This is a genomic window from Bacillus sp. LR--39 (assembly GCF_053613335.1).
Genome location: NZ_JBSIOT010000002.1, coordinates 178,217 through 195,117, shown reverse-complemented (window position 1 = coordinate 195,117; position 16,901 = coordinate 178,217). Strand labels below are relative to the sequence as shown.

Annotated in this window: 18 protein-coding genes and 3 pseudogenes; 5 read left to right on the top strand and 16 right to left on the bottom strand. The window is 42.7% G+C overall.

All coding sequences use genetic code 11. The annotated features are described in order from the left end of the window. Positions 1–20: 20 nt before the first annotated feature. Together bglS and ACWHAR_RS10695 are read right to left on the bottom strand one after the other, a co-directional pair. Positions 21–752 carry a beta-glucanase gene (gene bglS, locus ACWHAR_RS10700; protein WP_032875626.1) on the bottom strand — a complete coding sequence of 244 codons (732 nt, stop codon included), beginning with the start codon at positions 750–752 and terminating at the stop codon, positions 21–23. Between the two features lie 217 nt (positions 753–969). After that, positions 970–1,113, bottom strand: a pseudogene (locus ACWHAR_RS10695) (CAT RNA binding domain-containing protein); the annotation flags it as partial. Between the two features lie 101 nt (positions 1,114–1,214). Between ACWHAR_RS10695 and ACWHAR_RS10690 the strand changes: the two are divergent. Then, positions 1,215–2,465, top strand: coding sequence for an MFS transporter (locus ACWHAR_RS10690; RefSeq protein WP_087920813.1), 1,251 nt, complete (start codon positions 1,215–1,217; stop codon positions 2,463–2,465). A gap of 29 nt (positions 2,466–2,494) precedes the next feature. On the opposite strand, the gene ACWHAR_RS10685 is transcribed toward ACWHAR_RS10690, so the two are convergent. The 7 genes and pseudogenes from ACWHAR_RS10685 to ACWHAR_RS10655 form a co-directional block, all read right to left on the bottom strand. Next, complete coding sequence (locus tag ACWHAR_RS10685; protein ID WP_015418533.1) at positions 2,495–3,934, bottom strand: DEAD/DEAH box helicase; 1,440 nt, start codon at positions 3,932–3,934, stop codon at positions 2,495–2,497. A gap of 243 nt (positions 3,935–4,177) precedes the next feature. Next, the gene (locus tag ACWHAR_RS10680; protein WP_032875623.1) at positions 4,178–5,242 is read right to left on the bottom strand and encodes a polysaccharide lyase family 1 protein; all 1,065 of its coding nucleotides are present in this window, start codon (positions 5,240–5,242) and stop codon (positions 4,178–4,180) included. A 141-nt stretch (positions 5,243–5,383) separates the two neighbouring features. After that, entirely contained in the window at positions 5,384–6,295 is a 912-nt protein-coding gene (locus tag ACWHAR_RS10675; RefSeq protein ID WP_004393303.1) for a DMT family transporter, read from the bottom strand. A 146-nt stretch (positions 6,296–6,441) separates the two neighbouring features. Continuing rightward, a complete protein-coding gene (locus tag ACWHAR_RS10670; RefSeq protein ID WP_032875620.1) occupies positions 6,442–6,888 on the bottom strand; it encodes a universal stress protein in 447 nt (148 codons plus the stop codon). Positions 6,889–6,978: 90 nt separating this feature from the next. Then, a pseudogene (locus tag ACWHAR_RS10665) lies at positions 6,979–7,094 on the bottom strand (family 1 glycosylhydrolase); the annotation flags it as partial. 93 nt (positions 7,095–7,187) lie between these two features. After that, entirely contained in the window at positions 7,188–7,334 is a 147-nt protein-coding gene (locus ACWHAR_RS10660) for a hypothetical protein (RefSeq protein WP_024085986.1), read from the bottom strand. 41 nt (positions 7,335–7,375) lie between these two features. Then, positions 7,376–7,555, bottom strand: a complete 180-nt coding sequence (locus ACWHAR_RS10655; protein WP_032875617.1) for a hypothetical protein — start codon at positions 7,553–7,555, stop codon at positions 7,376–7,378. Positions 7,556–7,909: 354 nt separating this feature from the next. Between ACWHAR_RS10655 and ACWHAR_RS10650 the strand changes: the two genes are divergently transcribed. Beyond that, positions 7,910–8,185 (top strand): hypothetical protein, encoded by a 276-nt coding sequence (locus ACWHAR_RS10650; protein WP_265606019.1) that lies wholly within the window; start codon positions 7,910–7,912, stop codon positions 8,183–8,185. Positions 8,186–8,384: 199 nt separating this feature from the next. Here ACWHAR_RS10650 and ACWHAR_RS10645 read toward each other — a convergent pair whose 3' ends face one another. Continuing rightward, on the bottom strand, positions 8,385–8,561 hold the full coding sequence (locus ACWHAR_RS10645; protein ID WP_024085988.1) for a hypothetical protein: 177 nt from the start codon (positions 8,559–8,561) through the stop codon (positions 8,385–8,387). Positions 8,562–8,694: 133 nt separating this feature from the next. Between ACWHAR_RS10645 and ACWHAR_RS10640 the strand changes: the two genes are divergently transcribed. Next, entirely contained in the window at positions 8,695–9,318 is a 624-nt protein-coding gene (locus tag ACWHAR_RS10640) for a hypothetical protein (protein WP_032875613.1), read from the top strand. 44 nt (positions 9,319–9,362) lie between these two features. On the opposite strand, the pseudogene ACWHAR_RS10635 reads toward ACWHAR_RS10640, so the two are convergent. The 3 genes and pseudogenes from ACWHAR_RS10635 to ACWHAR_RS10625 all read right to left on the bottom strand — a co-directional run. Beyond that, positions 9,363–10,180: pseudogene (locus ACWHAR_RS10635) on the bottom strand (protein rep); the annotation flags it as partial. Between the two features lie 55 nt (positions 10,181–10,235). After that, the gene (locus tag ACWHAR_RS10630; protein WP_235588106.1) at positions 10,236–10,652 is read right to left on the bottom strand and encodes a YwqH-like family protein; all 417 of its coding nucleotides are present in this window, start codon (positions 10,650–10,652) and stop codon (positions 10,236–10,238) included. Between the two features lie 73 nt (positions 10,653–10,725). Further along, complete coding sequence (locus tag ACWHAR_RS10625; protein ID WP_032875610.1) at positions 10,726–11,136, bottom strand: very short patch repair endonuclease; 411 nt, start codon at positions 11,134–11,136, stop codon at positions 10,726–10,728. 169 nt (positions 11,137–11,305) lie between these two features. Between ACWHAR_RS10625 and ACWHAR_RS10620 the strand changes: the two genes are divergently transcribed. Next, the gene (locus ACWHAR_RS10620; protein ID WP_032875608.1) at positions 11,306–12,412 is read left to right on the top strand and encodes a DNA cytosine methyltransferase; all 1,107 of its coding nucleotides are present in this window, start codon (positions 11,306–11,308) and stop codon (positions 12,410–12,412) included. A 138-nt stretch (positions 12,413–12,550) separates the two neighbouring features. On the opposite strand, the gene ACWHAR_RS10615 is transcribed toward ACWHAR_RS10620, so the two are convergent. The 3 genes from ACWHAR_RS10615 to ACWHAR_RS10605 all read right to left on the bottom strand — a co-directional run bounded on the left by ACWHAR_RS10615 (position 12,551) and on the right by ACWHAR_RS10605 (position 16,211). After that, entirely contained in the window at positions 12,551–14,173 is a 1,623-nt protein-coding gene (locus ACWHAR_RS10615) for an AlwI family type II restriction endonuclease (RefSeq protein WP_032875605.1), read from the bottom strand. Between the two features lie 20 nt (positions 14,174–14,193). Next, a complete protein-coding gene (locus ACWHAR_RS10610; protein WP_049589291.1) occupies positions 14,194–14,637 on the bottom strand; it encodes a hypothetical protein in 444 nt (147 codons plus the stop codon). A gap of 167 nt (positions 14,638–14,804) precedes the next feature. Beyond that, positions 14,805–16,211, bottom strand: coding sequence for a glycoside hydrolase family 43 protein (locus ACWHAR_RS10605; protein WP_032875602.1), 1,407 nt, complete (start codon positions 16,209–16,211; stop codon positions 14,805–14,807). Between the two features lie 241 nt (positions 16,212–16,452). Here ACWHAR_RS10605 and hutP point away from each other — a divergent pair, with 241 nt between their 5' ends. Further along, entirely contained in the window at positions 16,453–16,899 is a 447-nt protein-coding gene (hutP, locus tag ACWHAR_RS10600) for a hut operon transcriptional regulator HutP (protein WP_004393292.1), read from the top strand. The last annotated feature ends 2 nt before the right edge of the window (positions 16,900–16,901 follow it).

Sequence of the window (16,901 nt, the reverse complement as noted above, 5' to 3'; positions counted from 1 at the left end):
ATCCTTTTCTGTACATTACATTATTTTTTTGTATAGCGCACCCAGTCATAATGAGCGTATAGCGGATTTACACCATTGTAGGAACCGAGCCAGTCATCGACACCTATCCCATTCCATAAGTTCATCATGATTTTTCCCGGTGTTGTCGGGATTTGGCTTGTCGCAGTATGTTTTAATTGCCCATCGACATACCATTTAATAGAGTTTGGCTGCCAATCGAACGCATACGTATGATAGGCATTGGCCGCATCAAATCCGAGATCCGCGACCTTCTCATGATTTCCCTTTCCATTTGTATAATAATTAAATTGAACCTTTGTCGTGTCTTTTCCTAAAAATTCGATATCAATCTCATCCCAAGGAGTACCATCCGTTGGACCTGTATAAGTGAAGAACGATGAAACGATCCCTGTGTTTTTAGCCGGTTTCATTCTGACTTCATAAAGTCCATAGCCATAGGTTTGAGCGGAGCGGTTCTCCCCGCAGTCAAACTTGTTATAAGACGGGCTTGTCAGCGCCAATCGCATTTCACCTGATGACGTCACGGACACATTATTTGCACGCCACGTGCAGTTGAACATATCTCCATTGGAGTAACCATTTGCTTTTTGCCATAATCCGGAGTTATAGCTGTTAAAAGGTTCAAAAAACGATCCGCCTGTTTGAGCTGATGCAGTAGAAGTGATCGCACACAAACTCAAAAATAATCCAGTGACAAGAAGCAGCAGCACTCGTTTCATACGATAAAACATGTTGGCATTCCCCTTTCTTTGAAAGCGATTTCTTTATCGATCATACATGATTCTGTAAAAGGGAACATCAGTCAGAATAATGATAAAAACGAAACTTAAAAAGACCTAAATTACCATCAGCACAAACAGAGATGATCTGCGCTCATTGTAATTTAGGTTTTGCCTGCCTTAACCAAGTCATATGTGAATGTAAGACAAAATAAATACAAGGAAACTAAAATGGAATGCCCCGGCCCATGATGACCAATTCCTGATTGCCTTCTTTGAGCACACTGACGACATTATTAATGACTTTCGCAATCTTGAATTCTGTCTCCCTCCCGCCTGACCATTTACCTGCTACACATTTAAAGTAGTTCAATATCTCCAGGTCAATCAGAAAACGCCGTTCAGAAATCTTTGTCCAACGATGCGGATGAGGCGCATATAATGCAGAGAACCGTTTTTTGGGAAGGAGCGTGTGTGATGAAACGGTTTTCGAAAGAAGAAAGCAGCTGGATGCTGTATGATTGGGCCAATTCAGCTTATTCGGTCATTATTATGACGGCTGTTTTCCCCTTGTTTTTTAAAGCCGCGGCGGCGGAAAACGGTGTCAGCGCGGCTGATTCCACCGCTTATTTGGGCTATACGATTGCCGCCGCGACTTTTATTTTGGCGATGCTCGGTCCCGTCTTAGGAACGATTGCCGACTACAAAGGATGCAAGAAACGGTTTTTTGCCTTCTTTCTTCTGATCGGTGTGGCGGGTACAGCCGCGCTGGCTTTGATTCCCGGCGAATCTTGGATGCTGTTATTAATTTGTTATACGATTTCCACGATCGGCTTTGCCGGGTCTAATGTGTTTTATGATGCGTTTCTCGTTGATGTGGCCGCAAAGGAGCGGATGAATATGGTGTCCGCCAGGGGATTTGGACTGGGCTATATCGGCAGCACGATCCCTTTTCTCCTCAGCATTGCCGTCATTCTTTCAGCCCAAGCGGAGGTGATTCCGCTGTCCGCCCAGGCTGCCGGCCGCATTGCCTTTTTGATTACGGCGGCATGGTGGGGGCTGTTTTCGATCCCGCTCCTTCTCCGCGTCCGCCAGCGCTATTATATCGAGAGGGAGCCGCGGCTTGTATTCAGCAGTTTTATACGGCTGGCCGGCACGCTGAAGCAGATCAGGAAGCACCGGGCACTGTTTTTGTTTCTGCTCGCCTATTTCTTCTACATCGACGGGGTCGGCACCATCATTACGATGTCCACGTCATACGGGGCTGACCTCGGCATCAGCGCGGCAAATCTGCTGATTGTTTTATTTGTCACTCAGGTCGTCGCCGCGCCTTTTTCGATTTTGTACGGACGGCTGGCCGAACGATTTAAAGGAAAAACGATGCTTTATGCCGGAATCGGCGTGTATATGATTGTCTGCACGTATGCTTATTTTATGGATTCCGCTTTTGATTTCTGGGTCTTGGCTATGCTTGTCGCCACTTCCCAAGGAGGCATTCAGGCGTTGAGCCGCTCTTACTTTGCCAAGCTTGTCCCCAAACAGAACGCCAATGAGTTTTTCGGCTTTTATAATATCTTCGGCAAGTTCGCTTCGATTATCGGCCCTCTTTTGATTGCCGTGACCGCCCAGCTGACCGGAAATTCGTCAGCCGCCGTGTTCAGCCTGATTTTGTTATTTGTGATCGGCATTGCCATCCTTGCGTTCGTGCCTGAGGAGACGACGTAAAAAAAGCCTGCGCGCGGCAGGCTTTTTTTTTATTTCTTGGCTTTATGGACTTTCAGTTTTTTGCCTTTGACCGTCGTATTTTTCATGATGTCAAGAACGTGCGGGCCTTTGCCGTTCAGAATTTCGACGTACGATGCGTTGTCCAAAATCGTGATAATCCCGATATCATCGGCTGAAACGCCGTCGATTTTCGCAATCGTTCCGACAAAATCGACCGCTCTGAGTTTTTTCTTTTTCCCGCCGTTAAAGTACAGCTTCATGATGTCTTTGTTTAACTGTTCGCTTTTGTCTGTTTTGACATCGGGGCGGGCGTTCAATTTTTCCGCAAAAGCCGCTTTCCGTTCCGCTGTTTCTTTCTCAGACGGCGCCTCCCGCTTCTGGATGCGGAAACCGATATATGTCTCAATGTCATTCAGAAACCGCGATTCAGACGGTGTCACAAACGTAACGGCCAGTCCGCGGTGTCCGGCGCGGCCCGTTCTGCCGGTGCGGTGTACATAGCTTTCTTTTTCAAGCGGAATATCATAATTGATGACGAGGCTGATGTTTTCAATATCAATTCCTCTGGCGGCAACATCGGTCGCAATGAGATAGCGGAACTCGCCGCGCTTGAATTCATTCATGACGTCAAAGCGGTCTTCCTGCACCATGCCGCCGTGAATTTTATCGCAAGGGTAGCCCAGCCTGTCCAGCTCATCGGTTAACTGGATGACTCTTTCTTTTGTCCGGCAGAATATGATGCAGCTGTCCGGGTTTTCGGTGATCAGGACATCTCGCAGCAAGGATGTTTTGTCCTCTTCTTCTGTTCTGGTGACAAAATGCTCAATGTCTTTTGTCGTCAGGCCTTCCGCTTTTACTTCAATCAATTCAGGGTCTTTCATATATGTGCGGCTCAGCTTCTCGACGTCATCCGGCAGCGTCGCTGAAAACAGCATGGTGACTCTGTTTTTCGGCAGATGCTGAATGATGGCTTCCACCTGTTCAATAAATCCCATATTCAGCATTTCATCCGCTTCGTCAATCACTACATACGCCAGCCGTTCAAGCGGCAGCGTCCCTTTCTCTATATGATCAAGCACACGCCCCGGCGTTCCGGCAACGACGTGGCTTTTTTGCTTCAGTTCGGTTTTCTGTTTGTCAAAAGAAGCTTTTCCGAAAACCGCCGTGGCTTTTATCCGTTTGAAACGGCCGATATTCGTGATATCTTCTTTAATCTGCGCCGCAAGCTCGCGGGTCGGCGTTAAAATCAGCGCCTGCGGTTTGTTTTCCTCCCACTCCGCAAGCTCACAGATCGGAATGCCGAAAGCCGCGGTTTTGCCGCTGCCCGTCTGCGATTTGACGACGAGGTCTTTTTTTTGCAGCGCGGCGGGGATGACGCGCCGCTGCACTTCAGTCGGCTCGGTGTATTGCAAGCCATTCAGCGCCCGTCGGATCTCGGGGCTGATCGCATATTCATTAAACTCATTCATGACTAAACTCCTTCTCTGTCCGGCTCCCTTCATTATACGCGAAATGCCGCCGCTTTACCCTGACGTTTTGCCGGGCCATTCGGGGGACTGCTTTTTCACTTGTTCTTTTTTAAAATTTCACAGATACCCCACTTGTAATACAAATCCATAATACAAGTAGACATTAAAGGTTATTTTAGATATAACTGGAACTTCTAACCTTTTATCATAAAAAAAACCGCCGGCTGCCGGCGGTTTTTCGTATTATGGATAGCGGAGATTTGTATTTTGCGCTCCCGCATAGGATTTGGCGAAGTTTTTGGCGTCCTGGGCTGAAAGGGTGCCGTAGCTGTAATTTGATCTCGGATTCCAGCCGGTGCGCGGTGATTTCGGGGCTTTGAGCGACGGGAATGAACCGATGTCGGTGAATTGGGCCGTCCCGTAGTCGTCTATCATTCCGCCTTTTTCATTTCCGTTACCGAAATAGTTGGCTTCTGAGAAGACAGTCGCGTTTGTATGAATGGTGAATCCTAAATTGAAATTGGTCACATAGTTGTTTTTCGCATGAAAATAGCCGTATCTCATCAGGCCCGGTGAACGGACATAGACGTTATTAAAATAGTTGTTGGTGATCGTCATATGCGGATAGCCGATATAATTGCGCCCTTCGTTATCATCATTCGGATAACCGAGAATCAGGCCGTACAGATGGTCTGTGAATTTAGAGTTAGACAGCGTCACAAAATCCGCTTTAGCGCCGACATACAGAAGCTTTCCCAAATCACTGTGGCTGTTCGGATTGTAGCTGTGTCCTTCAAACCACACGTGGTCAATCCAGTAATTCTGTCCGTTCGCTATGTACACCGGAATGTCGTTGTTGCCCGTAATGGCGGCACTATGGCTGATAATGAGATTTTTGAAAATCACATTGTTTGAGCCGGAGCCGGTGGTCAGATAGATGTTGGTCAGCCTGTGGCTGGTATAAGAGCCGACGATCGTTTTATTGGCGCCGACTGTCACAACGGCTTTACCCGGGGAAGAAATATCACTTGTGATGACGATGGTTTTGCGGTCCGTTCCGCCCGCATTGTTATTCAGATCATTAAGATTGCTGACGTAGACGACGGGGCCGCCCTGGCCTCCCGATACGGCGGATTTTGCTTTTCCGTTATGATCCTTCGCATTTCCCGCGAATCCGGTAAGTCCCTGCATCACATCCGGATAAGCTGCTGCCGCTTCTGCCTGTTTTGATACGGAACATACGATGGTCAGACAAAGCGCAAAGCCGAGTGCAGCCAAGAAAGCGAGATGACGCGTCTTCTTTATCATGCCCTTCACTCCTTTAATCTCTTAAATTGTAAGCACAAGAAGTATTATACAATTACCATCCTCTTTTTCCATGATCTGTTTGTCTGCTTTTTCGTTATGGCTGAAAAGCCCCAAAACAAAAAAAGCAGCCGATACGGCCGCCTATATACGGGTGCTGTCTGCCTGAGTTTCCGCCGGCACGGCTTTTTGCTTTCGAATCAGGGACAGCGCCATTCCCGCAAAAATCAATACAATCCCCAAAGATTGATAAAGGTCGGGGCGAAATCCCGTAAATACGGTGTCAAGCACAATCGCCACCGCCGGATCAAGAAATACGATGATTGAAATAAACCGGGTGGATAAAAACCGCAAGCTGTCAAAAAAGAGCAAATACACAATTCCCGTATGAATGATACCGGTTGACACAATCATGATCCAGTTCACATGCGACAAATCAGAAAAAGCGCCGAAACGGACGAACGGGAGAAGAATGATAACGCCCAATCCGGTCTGCAAACAGGTGACGGCGTATGGGCTGAGGCTGTTGATGCCTTTCCCGGCCAGTGTCGTAAAAGCGTAAAAAAGGGCGGCCAGCACGGCCCAAATAATACCCGATCCCATCAGCTGAGAAAATGATGTATTTCCGTTGATGCCGGAAATCAGGGCGGTGCCCAGAAAACAAATCACGATGGAAGTGACGGACACAATATGCAGTTTCTCCCGGTATATAAGGCTCCCTAGAAGAAGGACGAGAACCGGAGCCAAATGATAAACGGAAATCGCTATCGTCACTGATGTCTCCTCAAATGATTTAAATAAAAACACCCAGTTCAGCACGAGAAAAAATCCGCAGGCCAGTGTCTGCAGCACCTCACGCCGGTTCCATTGTTCGGTGCGGTGCCGTCCGGAACCAAACCAGCAAACGCCCAGAAACAATGAGGCGCACAGACATCTCACAAAGACCAGTTCAATTGAAGGCACATTCGTATGTTCCGAGAAAAAGCCGATTGATCCGAAAATGACCATGGAAATGACCATTTTGATGACGGCATTTGATGTTTGTTCAGCTTGCATTGATTTGCTTCCCCCATATCATTGACTGTTTATTCAGACAAATACTAACAGCCATTTTACTTGATTCAGAGGAAGATTTCATCCTATTTTTCGAAAGACGGGGGTCTTTCTCATTAAAAAAACCCCGCATCAGCAGGGTCTTCCGTTTAATGAACGATCAGTACAGGACAAGGAGACAATTGTGAGACCTTATGGCTCACGCTTCCGAGCATCATTTCTTTAAATCCGCTGATTCCGCGGCTTCCGACGACAATCAGATTGAAATGCTGTTCTTTCGCTATGTTTAAAATTTGATGCGCAGGTTCGCCTTGGACGTACAGGCTTTCCGCGTTTACCCCGCTTTCAGCCGCTTTCTGCTTGGCCTCTTCCAGAATGGCCGCTCCTTTTTGCTCGACTTCATGTTTAATGTCTTCAATGAAGTTTTCCGGAACATAGACAATCCCTGTTAAGGCTGATGTGGAGACAACGGCTTCACGTCCCGCATAGAGAATGGTGAGTTCAGCCTGCTGTTCTTTCGCCAGATGGATCGCTGCTTCCAAAGCTTTGCCGCTCATGTCTGAACCGTCTACTGCTGCAAGAATTTTTTTAAACATATGAATCCCGCCTTTCTGCTTTTATTGTCCTCCTCTCTTTGCTGAATGTCAATTTTGCCGGCTTGCTTTGGAACATTGCGTTTACAGACTTTATCCGTTTGTAGCGATGACGTCTTTATACCAATAAAAACTTTTCTTTTTCTTTCAAACGTGCCTTTTCCATCATTACCGCGGTCGGCATAGATATAGCCGTAGCGTTTTTTCATTCTAAAAGGGTTCGGGTGGCGCTGAGTGAGTCAACTCCTTAATCCTCCCTACGGTCCGGTTACCGTTGACTCATGCCCTATTCGCTTGCTTCCCTAAAATCCTTTAATAACGCAATTCAAAAAAATAATTAACACAACAATCGCAGTAACAACCACTGCTTCTACAGTGTAGGTCACTTTTTTCCTTCGCATTTGCTCTTTATATTTTCTTTGGATTTCCCTCTTCTTATCAACATTCATTTTTTCGGCTCCTTCCCAACCCCTCGAAAACTTCACATCCCTTATTTTGAACTACCGGAATAAGACAGCTCTAGCGCTTTTCGTATGTATTCTTCTTCTGTGATTTCTCCATGAAACCGCCTTTCTAAGAGCTTTTCCTCTTCTTCCGTCAGCACTAAGCCCTCAAAGCCAAGGGTTGCTCTTACATATTTCATCCCTATTTCAAAATCAATCTCTTGCATTACTACCCCCTCCTCTTTATCAAAAGGCCCTGCGGGTCATTTTCGCCAGTACGCTCCAATTTATTTGGTGCGTATAACTGGGCACTCGGACCGCTCCTAAATTCCAAAACAAACTCAAACACAAAAGAACCCAGTCAGTCCCCTGTCATGACTGGATTTTTCCTCTCGTTTAGGTATGCAGCGCCTTTTAAAATGCACCCTTTTCAAAACAACTCAAATCATAATAAAGGGTGCAACACTTAAAGGTGTCTGACCTCGCCATAGCGAACCTATTTTACGAGGTGATTCGTGATGGATTCGGGAGTCAAATTATCGTCCGAGGATGACGTAAAGACTTTAGAGTATCTATGTACAATGACTAAGATCAATGGACACTCATTCGACGAAACGGTAAAGCATATAGCAAGCCTGCATCGTTCAAAACTGACCATATCGGATACCGCTACATCGCTACAGGACAATCCTTTGGTGGAATTCATGAAGCGACAGGAAGAATTCAACCAAAGAATGGCAGAACGGATGGAACAATTCGAAAAAAGACAGCATGAAAGACACGAGACACTCACTGCGGCATTACGGAAGTCGCTAGAGACACAAAAAAGGATCGCAGCCACTAAACAAAAAAAGTAGTGGCAATTTTGGAAATAGAACACACGGAAAATGGCGCACTTATACACACAACCCTGTGTACATGCTAAATCTCTCGATTTCCGTCAGGCGTGTTACAAAAAAGGAGACTTTCACCGAGTCCACTTTTTTATTTTTTCACTCATGCATAACAATTTTCTCTCTTTTGCACCGCAATAAAAAAACAGGCCTGAAGGCCTGCTTAATCTATTTTAGCTTTTTTCCATGTACTCCTAACAATTCCCATGATCACTATGTATACAATCGCAATACCAACAGTTACACCCTCAATTTTTGTAAAAAAGCTATTCAAAATTATTAATAAAAACGCTAGTACTGACGCAAACCAGTGTATAGATTCATATTTTTTGTCACTCATTGCTGATCCCCTCACTCTTTCTGTTAAACACTTTATATACCTAAATCCATCATGACACAATTTCCGCTATGGAATCAAGCGGTAAAATGGTTTATAATTTACAAGGTATTTTTAAGTAAAAAAGGGGGATAATATGAAATTTGTTCTAAAGTACAGAAGTAAAATTATTTTGGCAGTTGTTTCAGTGTTTTTATTTTCAATCCTTGGAACGACAGCCGCTGAAGCCGCTGAATCACCGAATAATCAATCATTAGTTCGAGACACTAATCTCGAAAAAGAATTTTCAAGTTTGCTTTCTAGTCAAAAAGCATTATACGCAATTGAAAACATACCTGACTCAGTGGTCAACCAAGGTTCTGATGCAATTTTAGATTGGTTCAGAAATAACATCGATGATCAATCGCTAATCAATGATATGAACGCCGCTGCAACTGAGCTTCATCAATCGGACAAACCATTCAAGACTCAAGGTGTACTAGGTTGTATAAGTGCTGTTGGTACCGCACTTGCCAGCCTAGCTTTCGCTCCTGCAAAATTGTTAAAGATCAAAAAGGCAATAAAAGCCTTGGGTGGAGTAAAGACATTCGTCACTAAAACATATCAGTACTACAATTATTACAAGAAAAAATACCGCAGTAAAAAAACCGCTTGGAACAAAGCAGTCTCCAAAGCAGCTTCAAAAGCCAGCCCTGAAATAAAAGAGGCGATAATGGACTTCTTTGGCATTACGGCCATCGTTTCTGCTTGTATTGAATAACGGTTCTACAAAGTAAGAGAGCAAGCCACATGGCCTGCTCCCTTTCACTTGATTATGTAATTTTTGATGCCGGGATGCCAATAAGCCATGACCTCAAAAGCGCTGTTTGCCACCTCATCGTCTTCCTCATCAATCTTAACCAGATCGCCGTCTTCCGCATCTTCAAGGTTCAGATCTCAGATCTTTATGTATCTCCTATCTCCTTCAAAATGCCGCCGTACCCGATCAGCCTTCGCGCAGAAAGCGCATCATCCAAGTAAAACACAGTATTTAAGTTATCATCCGTCACCTTGCTGCCACGCACCACATCCGTGTCCTTAACAGGATATTTAGAAATTTCGAGAACTGCTTTTTGCTCCATCATGGCTTCTCGCACATCGCTCTCAATTTGCTCAGCATCAATTTTAGCTCTTCCCTTGACTCTTCGAATGTCAACAATCGGCGTATAGTCCAGTTTCATCGCCCTTTTCCAAAGACTTGTCCATTCTGCCTGCTTGATATAATTTTTGCCAAAATAACTTCTCTTCACAGGCAATAACACATGAAAATGCGGATGATATGTATCTTCTTCATGATTTTTAGTAATCTCTAAAGCTCTAAAATAGCCAAGTACCGCTGTATCGACCCTTTTGTATTTCATGAGACGATTAAACCCTTTCATCATGTCAGAAATCTTAGACTTCAGCTCTTCTCCTGCTATATTTCTGACAGTCAGCGTGAGAAAAATCCACCCGCAACCGTACTGCCGGTTAGCTTCTTCTACAATTAATTTATTATGATAAGCAATTTTTAACGACCGGCGCCACGCACACATAGGGCATAACCTCACTTTGCAAAAATGGGCTTGATACAGCTTCAGTTTGTCCCCTGCTTTACCATATGGAAATCCATCTTGATCTCCTGTCCCATATCGCACCTCATCTCTTCTCTTTTTGTTTTCGGATCTCATTCTCAATTGATCGTATTCTGTGCTGAAGTGTATGCACGTCACCCTCTAATATAGAAATCTTTTCATTAATGCGTTCAATTATCCCGTTCACCTGGTCCTTTTTGATATCAGCCCAGGCATGTGCCATATCTTCGCGACACTCTTCAAAGGCCTTTGCATGGCTCCCTTTCCACGTATGCGGGGATAAATGAGGCTGACTGATCAAATGGTTGATATCTGCAAACTCATGTTTTAAATTTGTTATTTCATGTCTGACTTGTTTCAGGGCATGAATGTGCTCTTGTTTTATATCAAAGTCGGCTCTTGCCGAATGTAATGCGTTCATCTCTGCTAGTATAAGTAAACACCTCGCTTGTAAATTTTGGGCATTATAGACTATTTTCATGTTACACTATGGGTTTATTTGGATGAAAAGGAAAAAGGAATTATTTATCACCGGAAAATTTATAATCAGTTATCTACATATTCGTTTTTATAAAAGTTTCTATCTCATCTATTGTTCTTTCAAAATTCTCTTTAAAAGCATGTTCCCAAACCCTTAATATATGCCAGCCATGTTTTATATAGTAGGAAGTAACCTTTTGATCTCTTTCCTTATTCCGCTTCAGTTTTTTCTCCCAATACACTTTGTTGCTTTTTGGCTGATTTCCGTGAGAGCTGCATCCGTGCCAAAAGCAAGAATCAACAAAGATAACAATTTTGTATTTTTTAATAGCTATATCTGGCTTACCAAAAAGAGATGAAACATTTCTTCTGAATCGCAGCCCCCTGTTCCATAAGGCTGCGGATACTTTATCTTCTAATTTTGATTTTGCTTTAATCGCCTGCATATTCTTTCTTCTTTGTTCTTTTGTATGAGTGTCAGCCATACGATTCCCCTCCCGATTTGTAAAAGTTTTCCCTCAATGAAAACATTTAAATCTTCTATTAAAACAAAAGTTTTCTCCTTTTAAATTCGCGAAACAAACGTTCTCTTTTTAGCGTTAAGATGTGTTATAGTTTATAATGTGTATGAGATCAACAAATGGAGGTTTTTATATGATCTTCCGAAAAGGAGAATTGTTCAGCGGACCAGGAGGACTGTCTTTAGGAATTACAAGTGCCCGTGTCGTTGACAGTTCCGGTAATGAATACAGCATAAAACATGAGTGGTCTAATGATTATGACGAATCTGCATGTAAAACATACAGAAGAAATATCTGCAAAAATATTGATGACCCGTCAGTAATTGAGGGTCCTGTGCAAGAATTGGATATAGAAAGCCTCCCTCCTATAGATGCATTAGCCTTTGGATTCCCTTGCAATGATTACAGTATAGTTGGAGAACATAAAGGAATGAGCGGAGATTACGGCCCTCTTTACTCATATGGTGTAAAGGTGCTCAATTATCATAATCCGAAATTTTTTATTGCTGAAAATGTGGGCGGTCTGCAAAGTGCAAATGAAGGTAAAGCTTTTATTCAGATATTGAGAGAACTGGGAGAAGCGGGGATGGGTTATACAATCACTCCTCACTTATATAAATTTGAGGAATACGGCGTACCGCAAAAAAGACACCGTATTATTATAGTAGGTATCAGAAAAGACCAGAATTTAGAATTCAAAATTCCTGCTCCTACTACTCCTAATCAGTATGTTACTGCATACGACGCACTCAATAATCCGCCTATTCTTGATTTTACTGAAAATCATGAGCCTACGAAACATAATCAAAAAACTATTGAGATGCTGAACTATATTCCTCCCGGAAAGAACGCCTGGTATGAGGGCATCCCGGAAGAATTACGACTCAAAGTGAAAGGTGCCCGAATGAGTCAGATTTATAAACGTCTTCATCCGGATGAACCATCTTATACGGTGACTGGAAGCGGGGGCGGCGGCACTCACGTATACCATTGGGAAGAGCCTCGCGCCTTAACCAATAGAGAACGGGCACGCCTGCAAACCTTTCCTGATCATTTTGTATTTGAAGGAAAGAAAGAAAAGGTAAGACAGCAAATCGGCATGGCTGTCCCTCCAAAAGCTGCTCAAATTATTGCAGAAGCGATACTAAAAACGTTTGCTGGTATTGAATATGACTCTATTGAGCCAAAATGGACTTTTAAAGAGTTAGTTAAAGAGGAAAAAGTTCCTTATATGATTTAAGGAAAAGGAATCTGCAGTCAGATTCCTTTTTCTAATTCAGGCACTCTATAAATATAAGCACAACTCTGTAAGCACGCTTAAAAACATAGTACTAATAGATAATTTAAAGTTTCTACTCTAAATGCATAATTCAATCTCTTAACCTTTGTTGACTTCTTTTAGTAATTGTTCAAATGATGAAAAACTCTTATTTTTTACTGCTCCGAGAAAAATACTTACTCTTTGTTCAGGCATTAATTCATTTTCTATACAATAATCCAGTAATCCTAATAAAGTTTTAGAATTCAGCATAATACCATCAACAGAGTATCCCTGAAGATTTCTTTCAGTTAATCTTTTTATTTTTTCTAAATTTTTAACACCTCTAAATTCATTTGATGCTGTTACGTACCCATAAAAAACCATTTCTTTATCCTCGTAACCTTTATAATTTGGTATATATTCCGAAGCCATATGAGAGGCAAAAGAAGCACTTAATGTAAACTTATCCTTGTATCTCTTTGCATCTATTATTCCATACACGTTACCATAACTGATTAAAATATCAATTTCTGTTCTTTCCCCATTTAAAGCTTTAGGATGCATTGTGACCTCAAAACCCAACGCTTTAAAAATGTTTCCCGTACTTTTTTCAAATTGATGATCGCTGTTCTCATTTAAGTAGCTCTCGACAAAGTTAATATTTAAGGCTTTATATTGAATATCAGCCAGGATTTCATCAGCATACTCTTCTGCATCACTCCGAGGAAATTCTTCATTTAGAATTCCAACAAGATCTTCTTTATCAAGCATAGACGGAGTAGGTATATTTTTAAGAATACTTTGAAGCTTCCTTTTTGTTTTTAATGAATTAGTTGCAGGTTTTATGTTATGGAAGGAGCTTGCTTTGTAGCTGTCAACATCTAATCCGTTATTTTCAAACATTCTTTGCAAAGAAATGAGATAGCGTTTATTAAACGGATACTTTGCATCCAATATTTCCATCTCATTTTTTATTTCCTCTTTTTTGGAATTTTCAACTATTAATGCTTTGCCTCGAACATATTTCACCAATCCTGTATATTCGCTTATCAGCATAAAAGTATGCGCAACATCAGAATGAGCAGTATTGAAATCTCGAGCTCCTTTATCTGACCTCTCTCTATGTTCGAACTTTTCAGCTATATTTTGTTTTAATTTATTTTGTTCTTCAACACTAGAATTTCGGAAATTGATAATACTTTCTGTTATTTCTTTTATTTGATTATCTTTTTGGGCCACCATTACAAAATAGGTAATTTCTTCTTTTGTAACATAATAATCTAGCGATTCTTGATTAACTAATTTAATTAAAAATCTTACGGGACGTATTTGAAAGTCCTCATGAAACTTAGGTTTAAATCCTTTTTCTAAGAAGTATGCATTTGGATATTGAAAGGTGAGTATCTGCTTCCGAATATTTTGATATACTTTTTCCTCTTTTAGTATAGACCTTCCGGCTTTAGTCAGTACAACCTTTCCCTCTTCATCTAAATAACAATAAGCAAAAGTCCTTAGTAATGCCATCCATGTTCTCCCGCCCGATCCGCTCTCACTTATATTCTGTCTTTTAATACCTATATCTGCTAACTCTTGTTCATATCTTTTGTGTACTTCTCTATTACCTGACCAAGTCAGTTTTAATTCATCAGTTGCTTTATATAAAGCCTTTATGGCTTCCTTGTGAAACTTTGGATCCCTTTCCGGCCTTGTAATGAACCAAATAAGTCTTTCTGCTGCCATATCTCAGTCTCCATTTCTGTTTATAATTCTTTAATTTTCATATAAAGTTTTTCTTCTTCAATACTCATTATTTTTTTCTTTTTCATAATTTCAAAATAGAACGTTATACCTTTTAAAAAATCCTTATTGTGTTCAATATAACTGTCAAAATCGCCATCTGTAATGTTATTTGTTCTTCTCACTATTTCTAGAATTTCAATATCCAAAAGCTCGTCTATTGTTATTTCATTCATTTTATTTTCTTTCAGCAGCTCATTAGTAGCATCGAGGTATCTCAAAACTGTTGATATTTTAGGAACCTTCATTTCATTCAGCATTTTGTTAAAAGCATTATCACTCTTACCGGCTTTTGTACTTAAATGAGTTTGTTTAATATTACTATTATCCCGGATACTATTTAACTTATCTAAAATCTTTTTCGCTATAACCTTTTCTAAAAAGCTTTGAAGTACAACATTACTCATATTTCTCCTCTTTCAAAAAATAAACTTGTTTTAAAAGAACTTACAACTATAATAAAACAATCTCTATAACAATATTATACTCTATAGAGTATTAATTACTTTTCAAGTGCTTTTTTATATTACAAAAAAAAGAACCTTCTTAATTAAAAGAAGATTCTGAGTCCACCTCACTTCACTCCCCAAACAGCCTCCCCATCACCGCTCAGCACACTAAACGTCACAACTTCTTTCTCTCTCGCCGAGTCCCATTCTTTCAGGAAGACGCCGTCATAATTTGTGCCGTTCAGGTTGATTCGGGCTTTGCTGCTGTCCGTTATTGTCCAGGTTCCGGTCATTTCCCCGGAAATGGTGCCGTCGTTGTTAAGCCGGATGTTTTTTGGGGTTTTGATCGTAGCTGTGATGTCTTTTCCGTGCTGGATGAGTTTGTAGGTTCCGGATACGGCGGCCGCCGATATGTGTGTATCCGGTTCTCCCGCATAGCGGTATGGCGCTGCAACGGGCCATCCGTCTTTGTTCATGTACAGCCGATGCACTCTGACTTCGTGCTCTTCGCCTCTGTTCGGGAAACGGGTGTGGAAAATGAGGTATGATCGTTTCGTTTTCCCGTCGTAAAACACGGAGTTGTGTCCCGGCGATACGTAGCCCGTGCCTTTTTCAGATTGTGAGGCGAAGCTGTAGCCGCCCATGAGTTTGACCCCGTACGGTTCAATTGCTTTGTCATCGAAGAAGCTGCCGTCTTTTCCTTTGGCATCAAGCATGTTATGGCCTGCGGCGTCATAGTACGGACCGTCCGGATTTTTGGAACGCGCCACACGCATATGATAACCGCCGGCTGTGTCAAGTCCGCCGAATGACAGATACAGATAGTAATATTTCGTTTCCGGATTGTAGCTGATGTACGGGCCTTCGATTCTGCTGTGATTTCCGCCGAGCAGTTTTTTTCCGTAGCCTTGGTTCGGGAGCGGGAAACCGGTTTTCGGATTCATTTCTAGTATAAAAATCCCCCCGGAGTAAGAGCCGTACACCATCCAGAGCTTGCCTTTATGGTCAAAAAACGTTTGCGGATCTACGACATTCGGATGAACGTTTGCATTGTACCTCGTGCCGTCTTCGCTTTTTCCTTCCATGCCCGATTTCAAAAAGATGCCTTTGTTTTTGTAGGGTCCTTCGATCTTGTCACTCACGGCGACACCGAGAGCGGATCTCGGTGAGTCTCCTTTACAGGCGTTATAGTACATGTAATATTTCCCGTCAGACAGCTGGGCGACATCCGGCGCCCACAGCGTATCAGACTGGGCCCAGTCGAATGTCTCTTTTAATTCGGTGTAGACGTTCGGGATCAGGGGATTATTGGGATTGACGCTCGAAGACATCTGCTGCCACTGCATCAGGTTTTTCGACTTGGCGGAAGCCAAATGCGAGCCGAATACATAATATGTATCGCCTGTTTTGATGACGGACGGATCATGCACGCTGACCTCTGAAAAAACCGGATGCTGGGCTTTTGCCTGCGGCAGAGTGAACCCGATGACCGCTGCTGAGACCAGGCACACACGAAAGAAACTAGTTTTCATTTTCTGAAATCGCCTCGCTCTCTTCTTTTCTTAAAACGCTTTCAAGACAACGCTCCATTTTATGATGCGGATGGCGGAAATATGTGATCAACAGCGCCGACTTCACGATGTACCGCTTTACTTCGATAGCAATCTGATTTGTGAAAGACTGGAAAAAAAGTTTTGACTTCTGATTCGCAAACACTTAATATAAAAAACAGTTACTAGTTATCAGAATATTTAAGAATTGAGTGAAGCATATATGACCTTACACAAAGACCGCCGCATCGGGCGATTGTCCGTCCTTCTTCTGCTTCATGAGACTGAAGAAAACCAGCAGATCAGCCGGCTGGAACGGGACGGCTGGAAAGTCTGTCTCGGCAGGGTGGGTTCAATGGATGCGCATAAGGTAGTAGCTGCAATTGAAACCGCTTCCAAAAAGAGCGGTGTCATTCAATCTGAGGGTTATCGCGAATCACATGCGCTGTATCATGCCACAATGGAAGCTTTGCACGGAGTGACGCGGGGCGAAATGCTGCTTGGCTCGTTGCTTCGTACCGTGGGCCTGAAGTTTGCCGTCTTGCGGGGAAATCCGTATGAAAGCGAGGCGGAAGGCGATTGGATCGCCGTTTCACTTTACGGCACGATCGGGGCTCCGATTAAGGGGCTTGAGCACGAAACATTCGGGGTCGGAATTAATCACATATGAAT